Source organism: Stenotrophomonas sp. B1-1, from assembly GCF_010894375.1.
Taxonomy (GTDB): domain Bacteria; phylum Pseudomonadota; class Gammaproteobacteria; order Xanthomonadales; family Xanthomonadaceae; genus Stenotrophomonas.
Genome location: NZ_JAAIUZ010000001.1, coordinates 242,770 through 253,667, shown reverse-complemented (window position 1 = coordinate 253,667; position 10,898 = coordinate 242,770). Strand labels below are relative to the sequence as shown.

Genomic DNA, 10,898 nt, shown 5'->3' with positions numbered 1-10,898 from the left:
CACGTCAACCTGATGCGCGCCCCCGAAGGCACGCGCCGCTGCCTTACGCCGGTTCTGCGGGGGGAAGTTCGAACACCTGGCGCAGGTAAGCCAGGTAGCCGGGGTCGTCGCACATGCTCTTGCCCGGCGAATCGCTGAGCTTGGCCACCGGCTGGCCGTTGCAGCGGACCATCTTGATGACGATGTTGAGCGGGGTCGGCCCCAGATCGTTGGTCAGGTGCGTACCCACGCCGAAGGCCACCTGGCAGCGGCCACGGAAGTAGTCGTACAGGCGCATGACCTTGGTGATGTCCAGGCCATCGCTGAACACCAGTACCTTGCTGCGGGCATCCACGCGGCGCTGCTGGAAGTGCGCCAGCATGCGGTCGCCCCAGTCGAACGGGTCGCCCGAATCGTGGCGCACGCCGTCGAACAGCTTGCAGAAGTACATGTCGAAGTCGCGCAGGAAGGCATCCAGCCCGACCACGTCGGACAGTGCGATTCCCAGGTCGCCGCGGTACTCGCGCGCCCACGATTCCAGCGCCGCCACCTGCGAATCGCGCAGGCGCGGCCCCAGTGCCTGGAAGGCCTGCAGGTATTCGTGGGCCATGGTGCCGTGCGGGGTCATGCCGTACAGGCGGGCGAAATGCACGTTGCTGGTGCCCACCAGCTGCGGGCCCAGCGCATCGCGCAGCAGCGGCAGCAGACGCGCATGCCAGTCGCGCGAATAACGCCGGCGACTGCCATAGTCGGCAATGCGGCACTGTTCGAAACCGGGGGTATCGCGCAGCAGCGCGGCCTTGGCCTGCAGGCGGCGCTCGCCTTCGGCGAAATCGGCGGTGGTGGTGTTGCGGAACCAGACTTCGTTGATGATCGCCAGCAGCGGCACTTCAAACAGAATGGTGTGCAGCCACGGCCCGGTGATGTCCAGGTCGATCTCGCCGGGTACGGTCTGCGACGGGCGCAGGCGGATGTACTTGCGGTCCAGGTGGAACAGGCCGAGGAAATCGGCGAAGTCCGGCTTCACGAAGCGCAGGCCGCGCATGTAGTCCAGCTCGGCATCGGTGAACCGCAGGCTGCACAGATGATCGATTTCCTCATCGATCTGTTCGATGTAGCGCGCCAGATCGATACCGGGGTTGCGGCACTTGAACCGGTACTGCACCTGGGCGCTGGGGTACTGGTGCAGCACCGCCTGCATCATGGTGAACTTGTACAGGTCGGTGTCGAGCAGGGACTGGATGATGGCCATGGCGCCATTATGCGCCCGATCAGGTGAATCGCGTTCCCGCAATCGGGCAAATACCCCGCCCCTACCCGGCGGTCAGAGCGCCTTGCGCAGCAACCGGGGGACCAGAAGCAGCGCATGCGCCCAGATCGCGCCCCACACCAGCCCCCGCACCGGCCACGAGCGCTGCTTCGCCTCGAACTTGCTGAAATAGCGCCACAGGCCACGGTGCTTGTGCCATTCCACGAAGAACGGCCGCGAGCGGCTGGAGACCCCACGCACATGGGTGACCTGCAGATCGTTGGCGATGGCCACCACCCCACCGGCGTCGCGCACGCGGCGGCACAAGTCCAGGTCTTCGGCATGCAGCCGGTACCCCGCATCCCAGCCGCCGATGCGGTCGAACAAGACGCGCGGCATCAGCAGCAGCGCGCCGGACAGGGCCGGCACCACCTGCAGCGTCTGCTGCGGATCACGCGGGATGGCCAGCCGGCCGCCACGGCTCGGCGAGCGCAGCATGGCCAGGAAATCCGGATCGCGGCGGCGCACGGCATCGTCGGCCTGGCCCTGCTCGTCCACCTGTTCCACCCCCAGCAGCGCATCCCCCAGGCCTTCGGCGCGCGCGCGCAGCGCGGCCAGGGTGTCGGGCTCGACCATCAGGTCCGGGTTGATGAAGGCCAGCCAGGGGCTGTGCGAATCGGCCACGCCCTGGTTGTTGGCTGCGGCGAAGCCGGGGTTGTCCGGATTGCCGATGAAGCGCACGCGCGCATCGTGGCTGGCATGGCGCTGGATGATGTCCAGCGTGTCGTCCAGCGAGCCGTTGTCGATGACGCGGATTTCGGCCACGTCCTGCGACTGGCGCAGCCGCGACAGACAGGCATCGATGGTGCTGCCGCTCTGGTAGGTCACAACGATGGCGGCGATGGCGGACTTCAAGCGGGCGACTCCGGCGGCGATGGCTGCGCGAACAGGTCGCCCTGCCCGCGCGGCATTATCGCCTGCTGCAGCTGCTGTTGCAGATCCTGGCGCAATCCGTGTAGCGGGTCGTGCATCAGGAAATCGGCCAGCCGCGGCATCCAGCCGGGCCAGCGCGCGGCCAGCGCTTCCAGGTCACCTTCGCGGCTGGGGGCTTCGCCGGCGCGGCTGACGAAGGCGTTCTCGCACAGCACGTTGCGCCAGCCCAGACCGGCCATGCGCAGGCTCAGGTCCACCAGGGCGGCATTCCAGCCCAGGTAACTGTCCACGTCCAGGCCACCCGCGCGGCGGCGCGCGTTGCCGCGCACCAGCACCGCATGGGTCACCGCCGAGGGCAGTTCGGGGTGCAGGCTGGGCAAGGCGCCGCAGGTGTGGGCCAGCAGGGCCGGATCAGCCGGTTCCGGATTGATCTCGCCCAGCCGTGGCCACGCGGCGGTTTCGCCGGCGTTGCACCAGGGTGTGGCGGTGGCGATGGCGGCATCACGGGCGAAACAAGCCTGCAGCTGTTGCAGCCAACCGGGCGCTGGCACGCAGTCCGGCGCGAGCACGGCCACATCCAGCCCTTCGCAGGCACGCAGCATTTCATCCAGGTGGGCCACTTCGCCCAACGGTCGCGCGCGACGGGTGTATTCGGCCTGCAGCGGTGTATGCGCCAGCCAGTGTTCGACCACGGCCTGCGCACGCGGCCCGGCCTGCGCATCGTCGGCCAACCAGACGGCGGTACCGGGTGCGGTACCGGCATCCAGCGCGGCCAGGCAGCGGTCCAGCACGGCATCGTCCACGCCCAGCGGCAACAACACGATCGCCCCCATCCCGCCTCCGTGGTTGTCGGTGGCGGTAGGTTAGCACCGGCAGGGCTGCGCCCTGCACCCCTGTAGAGTTGAGCCATGCTCGACTGAAGCAACATCAAAGGCGGGCGATCCGTGGGTTGGCGGGGTGGGTCCGGTTGCGGGGGGCGCCGCAAATACGTCCATGTAGGCTCGGTCGCGGCATCCATGCCGCTCACACCCCCTCAACCGGACCCACCCCGCTTTCGACAGTTTCCTGCGATCTGTCGGAACGGCACGGGGTCGGATCCCGTTCTGAATATTGGTATCTGACAGAAAAATCGTGTCGACCAAGGTCGACACCTACGCAAAGCCGCGCGTCCCAGTAGAGCCACGCCATGCGTGGATCATTCATTCGATATCCGACAGATGTGCCGACCAACAGTCGGCACCCACCAACAGCCGCGTGAACCTGTCGAAGGTGGGGCGGTGTCGGATTGCGGGGTGTCCGCCGCATGGATGCGGCGGCCAAGCCTACACGGACGTACTTGCGGCGTCCCCGCAATCCGACACCGCCCCGCCAACCCACGGAATGCGGCTTTTGACGTTGCCGTTGCCGTTGCCGTTGCCGTTGCCGTTGCATTGAGCATGTGCAGGGCTGCAAGCCCTGCAAAAGAAAAACCCTACTTCTTGCGCTCGCGCGTGGGGAACGGTTCCATTGCACGGAAGCGGTTGCTGTATTCGTCAGTCAGCGTCCGCGCTTCCTGCCCGTTGCGCACGATCGTCGGGGTCAGCAGCACGATCACTTCCGAACGCTTGTTCACCTTGCCCTTGCTGCCAAACAGACCGCCGATGATCGGCAGGCGGCTCAGGCCCGGGACACCGTTGGAGGTGTCTTCATCGGAGTTGGTGATCAGGCCGGCCAGCATGATGGTGTCACCGCTCTGCAAAGCCGCCTCGGTGGAAATCTTGCGGGTGTTGATGGGCGGGTTGCAGGTGGTCTTGGTTGCGTCACAACCCGACGGGGTCGCGCCGGCCGAACTGACTTCCTGCACGATGTCCAGGAACACCACGCCATCGCGGGTGATGCGCGGGCGCACCTTGAGGATCACGCCGGTATCCAGGTACTGCACCTGGCTGTAGGTGCTGTCGCTGATGCCGGTGTTGAGCGATACCGAGTTGATCGGAATCTTGGTGCCGACGTTCAGCTGCGCCTCGGCGTTGTTGCGCACGAAGATGGACGGGGTCTGCAGCAGGCGCAGATTGGTCACCTGGTCCAGTGCGCTGACCACCGCCGCGGCGTTCTTGCCGAGGAAGGTCCAGCCGGTCTCGCTGCCGGTGATGGCACCGGCGAAGCTGCCCCAGATGTTGCGACCCAGTGCACTGGGCAAGGTCGCGCCGCCGGTGGCGCCGGTGTAGCTCTGGCCCTGCACGGCGTTCTCGAAGAACCAGTTGACGCCGTACTTCAGGTCGCCGGTCAGGTCGACCTCGGCTACCTGCGCTTCGATGTGCACCTGCATCGGCATCACGTCGAGCTTCTCGATCACTTCGCGGATCGAACGCCAGGCCTGCGGGGTGGCGCGCACCAGCAGGGCATTGGTTTCTTCCACCGCCGAAACACCGACGGTATCGCCTTCCACATCAAGGCTGACGCTGATGTTGCCCTCCTGGCGCTGGGGCAGGTTCATCGCACTGGCCATGCCACCGCTGGCGCCGCTGGTGCCGTTGCTGCTGCCACCGAAATCGCTGCTGCTGTTGCTGTTGCTGGTATCGCCGCCGCGGCTGTCCAGCTGCATCGGCGTCGCGCCCGGGGCCAGCCCGGCCGAGGAACCCCGGCTGTTGCGGTTGTTGCTGCTGGCGAAGGCTTCGGCCAGGCGCTGGGCCAGATCGCGCGCCTTGATGTAGCGCAGCTCGTAGGAGAACAGGCGCGCGCTGCCACCGGCGGTGTCGATGCGATCCAGCCACTGCTGGATCTGGTCCAGGTAGCGCACCTGCGGGGTGATGACCAGCACGGCGTTGGCGTTTTCCAGCGGCAGGAAGCGGAACATGCCGGCGCTGGGCGTCTTGCTGTCCTCGCCGAAGACCTTCTCCAGATCGCTGGCGACCTGCTCGGCCTTGCCCGACTGGATCGGGAACACGCCCACCGACATGCCCGACAGCCAGTCGACGTCGAAGATCTCGACGGTGTGCAGGTAGTTTTCCAGCTCGGCGCGGGTACCCCCGAGGGTGATCACGTTGCGGCCGGTATCAACGTTGACGATGGCGTTGGGCCGCGCGTACGGCTCCAGCACTTTCTTCATTTCGCTGGCGGATATGAACTGCAACGGCACCACCCGTACCTCGAAGCCACGCGCGCTGGAAGCCGGTGCGGTGCTCGGTGCGACGGTGCCGGCCAGCGCCTGGTCGGCGGCGACGATGTTGTAGCGGCCACCGCTGTAGACCATGCGCGCGTTGTTCCAGCCCAGCACCATTTCCAGCAGGTTCAGCGCCTGTGCCGGCGACACCGGCTTGGGCGTGGCCAGGGTGACCGTGCCCTGCACGCCCGGCGCGATGACGTAGTTCTGACCCAGCATGTCGCCGAGGATGGCCTTGACCACCGCATGCACCGACTCGCCTTCGAAGTTGAAGGTGGCGCTGCCACCGCTGGCCGAATGCAGCGCCGGTGACGGCGCACGTGCGGCTTCGCGGTTGATCATTGTGCCGCTGCCGCGGCGGATCACCGCCTGCGGTGTCCCTGCGGCGGCATCACCCTCGACGACCTGGGGATCGGCCGCCGCGGCACCGGCTTGTGCTGGCGGCGGGGTGGCACTGCGATGAACGTTCGGGCCGGACACGGTGGCGCAGCCGACCAGCAGCGTCAGGGCGAGGGACCAGGGCAGAAAACGCAGGTTCATGCATTCACTCTATCGGTTGGTGCCATCGCCCGGGGGCGGCGACGGTTGTTGCTGCTGTTGCTGCAGCTGACGGCGACGGGCCTGGATGCGTTCGCGGATGGCCTGCATCTGCGCTTCGCTAGGACCGTTGGCATTGGTGTTGGGGGCGGGCGTGCTCTGCGCCGCCGGACCGGCAGCCGCAGAGGCCGCGAGGTCGACCGGGCGCTGGGCGCTGCTGTTGCTGCCGCTGGCCGGGCTGGGTGGCGGTGGCGGCACCACCACGCCTGCCGGCGGCACCGCACCATTGGCGCCGCGCAGCACGGTCGGCGGTTCACCGCCCTGCCCGTTGAAGGTCGCCAGTTCCAGCACCTGGCTGCCGCTGGGGCCGATCACAGTGGCCTGGCGAGGCTCCAGTGCGACCAGCTGCCAGCCATCGACCGCCTCACCATTCAGGCGCAGGCGCACCGAACGATTCTGTTCGGTGGTGAAGGTGGCCATGCTGAAACTGTCGGTGAGCAGCACACCGGTCAGGCGCAGGGCCGCGCTGGCGGCCGGTTCGCTGCCGCCCAGCAGATACGGGCGCGGGCGCCGGTCTTCGGCGAACAAGGGGCGTTCGCTGATGGCGCTGTAGCTGTCGGCGGCGGCCATGCGTTCGGGCGCCAGTGGCGGCAGCGAGGGCAATGCCGCGGCACGGCCGGCATCGTCCGGGCCCGCTGGCAGGCGGCTGCCCAGGCCAAAGCCGGTGGCCAGCCACAGCGCGCCTGCCCAGCCGGCCACAGCCAGCAGCAGCCCCGTGCGCAGGGGTAGCGCATCGAGTTTCATTCGGCGCCCTCCCCTGCATCGGAATCGGCGGCGGCATCGGCCGCAGCATCCACGGCCGGCTCAGCCGGGACGGCTGCTTCCGGTGCAACGACCGCGGCGTTGGCAACCGCCGGCGCTGCGCTGTCGGCCGCCGCGCCGGGCAACAGGTAACCGGCCAGCTCGAAGGACACATCCAGGCCCAGGCCGGATTCATTGGCCGACTGCTGGAAGCGCTGCGCGATCAGGTTCAGGTTGTCCACGAACAGGCGCGGGCTGCCGGTTTCCAGGCTGTGCAGCACGGTGGCCAGTTCGGCCACGCCACAGCGCAGCCGCACCTGCATGGCCACGCGCACGAATTCGGCATCGCGTCGGTTGTCGGTCAGCGGCGTGCGGTTGCTGATCGTGCAGCTGCGGTTGCCAGGGCTGGCCATGGCCACCGCATCCTGCAGCCGTGCGCCCAGCGCGGCGGCAGCCGCTTCGGCGGTGGCTTCGCGCAGGAAGCCGGGGCGCTGTTCCAGCACCTGGCGGGTTTCCGTCAAGCGTTGTTCGATCTGCGGCTGCTGCTGCAGCTGCGCCTGCACGCGCTGCTGGCGTTCGCGCAGCGCGGCCACGTCTTCGTTGATGGCCAGCAGCGGCTGGGTGAACCAGGGGTGCACCAGCAGCAGGTAGGCCACGCCCAGCACGGCCAGCAGCAGGGCCAGCGCCAGCCAGCGGTCACGGCGCGGGTTGGGCATCGGCATCGGCCGCCTCCTTGCGTGCAGCGGGGGCGGGAGCGGCGGCGGCCGGCAACGGCTGCAGTTCGGCGGTCAGGGTGAAGCGGTCGCGGCCACTGCTGGCGCCGTCGGCCTGCAGCACGCCGGTCAGGTTCACCTTGCGCCACTGCGGCGCATCCTGCAGCAGCGCGACCAGTTGCGATGCCTGCCCGCTAAGCCCGATCAACTGCAGGCTGTTGTTCTCGATCGCCAGTTTTTCCAGATAGGTGCCGTCGGGCAGGCGCCGGGTCAGCTCGGTCCACAGTTCCACCGTGGTGGCACGCTGGCTGCGCTGCTTTTCCAGGAAGGCGGCGCCGTCGATCAGCGCCTGCAGCTGGCTGCGTTCACTGGCCACGCCGCGGGCACTGCGGGCGCTGCGTTCGACCTGTTCGCGCAGGGCGTCGGCCGCGTCGCGCCGGTTGTCCAGCAGCTGCAGTGCGGCCAGCACCAGCATCACGAGGGCGGCGGCCGCCAACATCAGGTTCCAGCGCCGGCTGGGATCAACGCGGCGCTGGCGCTGCGCCGGCGGCAGCAGGTTCACCTGCAGCGTTTGGCCGTGTTCGTCGATGGCATCCACGCCGGCCAGGGCATCGGCCCAGTCACCGGCCTGGCTGCGCCAGGTGTCCAGCTGGCGCAGCGGCCAGGCGACCAGCTCGACCTGCAGCAAGCCGTCGCCGACCGTGCCCAGGGCGCGCACGTCGTAGCTGACCTGGCTGGCCTCGAAGGGCGTCTGCCGGTCGATTTCATAGCCCACCACGGCGTGCAGGCGATCGGCGGCGGCGCTGGGCAGGCGCAGGCTGCGGCGCAGCACCTGCGCCACCGGCAGCAGCCAGACGCGCGGCAGGCGCCGCAGGCGCGGTTCCAGCACGCGGTCCAGATCGGCCGGCGCCAGCGGCCACGGCAGGCGCACCACGCGTTCGGGGCCGGCACTGCCATCACGCCAGACCTGCACCTGGTCGCCGTCGCGCTGCAGCAGCAGGCGTGCCTGCGACCAGCCCAGCGCCCACTGCCAGCGTGCCGGCACCCAGGCCAGCAACGATTGCCGCCACCAGCGCAGGAAATGGCCGACGCCAGGGCCGATCCGGCCCTGCACCTGCCGCACGCTATCCTGCCATGCTGTCATCTTGCTGCCATTCCCTGCTCCCAGCGAAGCACTGTGTAGGTCTGGCCGGGCACTCCGCCCGAGCCGTTGCGTACCACCGCCTTCAGAACCGACTGGCGTCCACTGCCGTCGATGGCGCGGCACTCGATACTATAGGTGCCGCTGCCGCTGGCAAGGGTTGACGTGCCCGCACCTGAATCTTCGTCACGCTCCTGCTGGGCCCGTTGCGCCAGTACCTGCTCGGCGTCCAGCCCCAGCGCCGCCAGCACCGGGGCAGTGGCGAAGCGCGGATCGGGCCGCGCCATGCGGCTGTACAGGGTGATGTGCGGCAGCATGGCTTGGTACAGCGCCGCGCGCATGCCCAGCACCCGCTGCAGCTCGCCCAGGGTTTCGAAGCGCTTGTTGCGCGGGCCGTACGGCAGGCCGGCCGCTGCGTAATCGGGCGCTTCGGCGCCACCGCCGGGCTGCTGCAGACTGTCCTCGTCACGCCAGTCGATGATGGCCCCGGCCAGCCGCTGTGCATCGTCGGGGCTTTCGCCCAGTGCCTTCAGGAAGGCGGTGAGCAGCGCAGCGTCGGCGACATTCAGATTGATCTTGCCGTTCTCGTCCACCACGCGGATATCCACGCGGGCATCGTCGAACTGCCACCGGTAGGTGCGGCCGTCGGCCTGCCAGGCCGGGCGCTGCGGATCGGCGCGCAGTCGCATCAGCGCATATTCCAGGCCGGCACGCGCACGTTCCTGGCCGCGCCCGTCGTCATCCAGCACCCGCTGCTGCAGGTGCTCGACCCGGGCGGTCAGCGCGAATGCGCCCACCAGCGCGGTCATCAGTGCGATCAGCCACAGCACCAGCACCAGCGCGGCCCCGCGCCTGGTCCTCATCGGATGCCTCCGGCGGCACCACCGGCACGCAGGGCAACCACCAGCGGCGGCCAGGCCGGCCCGCGCGCGGGCCGCACCTGCACTTCCACCAGCAACGGCAGGCGGCGGGTATCGTCCCAGCGCGGCAACCAGTCGGTCATCTGGCCGCTGGCAGCATCCACGCCGCGGTAGCGCAGCTGCACATCGCGCAGATGCTCGGCCAGCACTTCCGGCGCACGCGGCGGGGTTTCCGGCAGCTGTTCGCCTTCCTGCAGCAGCACCAGGCCCAGCAGCAGGCGGCGCTCGCCGGCCTGGCCCTCCACCTGCAGCGCATGCAGGTAGGGGCCACCGCGGCCCAGGTAACCCGGCAGATCGGCCACGAACTGCATGCCGCTTTCATCGCCACTGAAGTACACCGGCTCGCGGGTGGGGTCCGGTACTTCCATCGGACTGCGCAGCGCCGCACTCAACTGCCGCCGCAGCAGCCCCTGCACCGCGCGCATGCGCTCGCTGTCGGCGGCGATCTGTTCACCACGCTGGCTGACCGCCATGGCCGAGCGCACGCTGGCAAACGCCAGCGCCAGGCCGCCGGCCAGCAGCACGGTGGCCAGCATCACTTCCACCAGGGTGAAGCCGCGTGCCTGCCGTTTCACCGTGCACGCTCCAGGTCCGGCGGCAGCAGGCGCAGACTGCGCCAACGCAATTGTTCGCGCGCGCCATCGCCCCAGCGAACCTGCAACTGCAGTTCGGCCAGCCAGGGCGCGCCGGGGGAATCGGCGACGGGCACGTTGCCCGCGCGCGGCTCCACCCAGGGCTGCACCTGCAGTTCCCAATGGAAGCGCCCCTGCTCCCACTCGCCCTGCTGGCGCCCGGCCTGCAGCGGTTCCTCCACCCCTGCGGCGGCCAGCAGCGATTGCGCATGCAGCACCGCACGGGTGCGCAGCTCGGCGTCCTTCACCTGCCGCGCGCCGCCGGACAGGCTGCCCAGCAGCAAGGTCAGCGCCAGGCCCAGCAGGGCGAAGGCCACGATCACTTCCAGCAGGGTGAAGCCACGCGCGCGCCGCTTCATTGCGCCTGCCACGGGCCGGAGCGTACTTCGCCGGTCAGCCAGCCCACGTCGATGCGCCATTCGGCGCTGTCGCGCTGCAGGCGGATGCGGCCACCGCTGGCGCCGCCGTCCGGATGGAACTCGATCACGCCCTGCCCTGCACCAGTGGACAACTGAGCGGCGCCTTCGAACTGCACCTGCAGCGTTTCCGGCAGCGTGCCCTGGCGCTGGTTGGCGCCGGTCCAGCGGTGCTGCGCCGGTTCGATCACGAACCGCTGCGGTTCGCCCCGCGCGATGGCCTGGGCGCGCACCATGCGCAGCTGGTTGGCGATGTCCTTGCCGGCGCTGCGCAGCTGCATGCCGGCAAAGCCGCGCGACAGGCCCGCGGCGGTGATCAGGCCGATGGCGGCGATCAGCGCGATCACCAGCAGCATTTCCAGCAGCGACAGGCCCGCTGCACGCCTGCCGTGCAGGCGCGGTCGGGGCAACCGGCGCGGCAGGATGCGGATCATG

General features: G+C 69.0%; 11 protein-coding genes. All 11 read right to left on the bottom strand.

Features of this window, described 5'->3' with window-relative positions; translation table 11 throughout:
- Positions 1–43: 43 nt before the first annotated feature.
- The 11 genes from pncB to G4G00_RS01055 all read right to left on the bottom strand — a co-directional run bounded on the left by pncB (position 44) and on the right by G4G00_RS01055 (position 10,897).
- On the bottom strand, positions 44–1,231 hold the full coding sequence (pncB, locus tag G4G00_RS01105; protein WP_108748482.1) for a nicotinate phosphoribosyltransferase: 1,188 nt from the start codon (positions 1,229–1,231) through the stop codon (positions 44–46).
- Between the two features lie 72 nt (positions 1,232–1,303).
- The gene (locus G4G00_RS01100; RefSeq protein ID WP_108752139.1) at positions 1,304–2,143 is read right to left on the bottom strand and encodes a glycosyltransferase family 2 protein; all 840 of its coding nucleotides are present in this window, start codon (positions 2,141–2,143) and stop codon (positions 1,304–1,306) included.
- Positions 2,140–2,994: a glycosyltransferase gene (locus G4G00_RS01095; RefSeq protein WP_108752138.1), complete on the bottom strand. Its 855-nt coding sequence runs from the start codon at positions 2,992–2,994 to the stop codon at positions 2,140–2,142. Before G4G00_RS01095 ends, G4G00_RS01100 begins: the two co-directional genes overlap by 4 nt.
- Before the next feature lie 638 nt (positions 2,995–3,632).
- The gene (gene gspD, locus G4G00_RS01090) at positions 3,633–5,843 is read right to left on the bottom strand and encodes a type II secretion system secretin GspD (protein ID WP_164270798.1); all 2,211 of its coding nucleotides are present in this window, start codon (positions 5,841–5,843) and stop codon (positions 3,633–3,635) included.
- A 9-nt stretch (positions 5,844–5,852) separates the two neighbouring features.
- Positions 5,853–6,644 carry a general secretion pathway protein GspN gene (locus G4G00_RS01085; RefSeq protein ID WP_164270796.1) on the bottom strand — a complete coding sequence of 264 codons (792 nt, stop codon included), beginning with the start codon at positions 6,642–6,644 and terminating at the stop codon, positions 5,853–5,855.
- Entirely contained in the window at positions 6,641–7,357 is a 717-nt protein-coding gene (gene gspM, locus G4G00_RS01080) for a type II secretion system protein GspM (protein WP_164270836.1), read from the bottom strand. Before gspM ends, G4G00_RS01085 begins: the two co-directional genes overlap by 4 nt.
- Positions 7,338–8,498: a PilN domain-containing protein gene (locus G4G00_RS01075; protein WP_164270794.1), complete on the bottom strand. Its 1,161-nt coding sequence runs from the start codon at positions 8,496–8,498 to the stop codon at positions 7,338–7,340. The genes gspM and G4G00_RS01075 overlap by 20 nt, the downstream gene beginning before the upstream one ends.
- On the bottom strand, positions 8,495–9,358 hold the full coding sequence (locus G4G00_RS01070) for a general secretion pathway protein GspK (protein WP_164270792.1): 864 nt from the start codon (positions 9,356–9,358) through the stop codon (positions 8,495–8,497). Before G4G00_RS01070 ends, G4G00_RS01075 begins: the two co-directional genes overlap by 4 nt.
- On the bottom strand, positions 9,355–9,990 hold the full coding sequence (locus G4G00_RS01065) for a type II secretion system protein J (protein ID WP_108752133.1): 636 nt from the start codon (positions 9,988–9,990) through the stop codon (positions 9,355–9,357). The genes G4G00_RS01070 and G4G00_RS01065 overlap by 4 nt, the downstream gene beginning before the upstream one ends.
- The gene (locus G4G00_RS01060) at positions 9,987–10,406 is read right to left on the bottom strand and encodes a prepilin-type N-terminal cleavage/methylation domain-containing protein (protein ID WP_108748474.1); all 420 of its coding nucleotides are present in this window, start codon (positions 10,404–10,406) and stop codon (positions 9,987–9,989) included. Before G4G00_RS01060 ends, G4G00_RS01065 begins: the two co-directional genes overlap by 4 nt.
- Complete coding sequence (locus tag G4G00_RS01055) at positions 10,403–10,897, bottom strand: GspH/FimT family pseudopilin (RefSeq protein ID WP_108752132.1); 495 nt, start codon at positions 10,895–10,897, stop codon at positions 10,403–10,405. The genes G4G00_RS01060 and G4G00_RS01055 overlap by 4 nt, the downstream gene beginning before the upstream one ends.
- Position 10,898 lies beyond the last annotated feature (1 nt).

Excerpts from the sequence above, each read along its gene's own strand:
- G4G00_RS01085 (WP_164270796.1), bottom strand. The coding sequence starts at position 6,644 with ATGAAACTCGATGCGCTACCCCTGCGCACGGGGCTGCTGCTGGCTGTG.
- G4G00_RS01075 (WP_164270794.1), bottom strand. The coding sequence starts at position 8,498 with ATGACAGCATGGCAGGATAGCGTGCGGCAGGTGCAGGGCCGGATCGGC.
- G4G00_RS01095 (WP_108752138.1), bottom strand. The coding sequence starts at position 2,994 with ATGGGGGCGATCGTGTTGTTGCCGCTGGGCGTGGACGATGCCGTGCTG.
- gspM (WP_164270836.1), bottom strand. The coding sequence starts at position 7,357 with ATGCCCAACCCGCGCCGTGACCGCTGGCTGGCGCTGGCCCTGCTGCTG.
- G4G00_RS01060 (WP_108748474.1), bottom strand. The coding sequence starts at position 10,406 with ATGAAGCGGCGCGCGCGTGGCTTCACCCTGCTGGAAGTGATCGTGGCC.
- gspD (WP_164270798.1), bottom strand. The coding sequence starts at position 5,843 with ATGAACCTGCGTTTTCTGCCCTGGTCCCTCGCCCTGACGCTGCTGGTC.
- pncB (WP_108748482.1), bottom strand. The coding sequence starts at position 1,231 with ATGGCCATCATCCAGTCCCTGCTCGACACCGACCTGTACAAGTTCACC.
- G4G00_RS01070 (WP_164270792.1), bottom strand. The coding sequence starts at position 9,358 with ATGAGGACCAGGCGCGGGGCCGCGCTGGTGCTGGTGCTGTGGCTGATC.
- G4G00_RS01055 (WP_108752132.1), bottom strand. The coding sequence starts at position 10,897 with ATGATCCGCATCCTGCCGCGCCGGTTGCCCCGACCGCGCCTGCACGGC.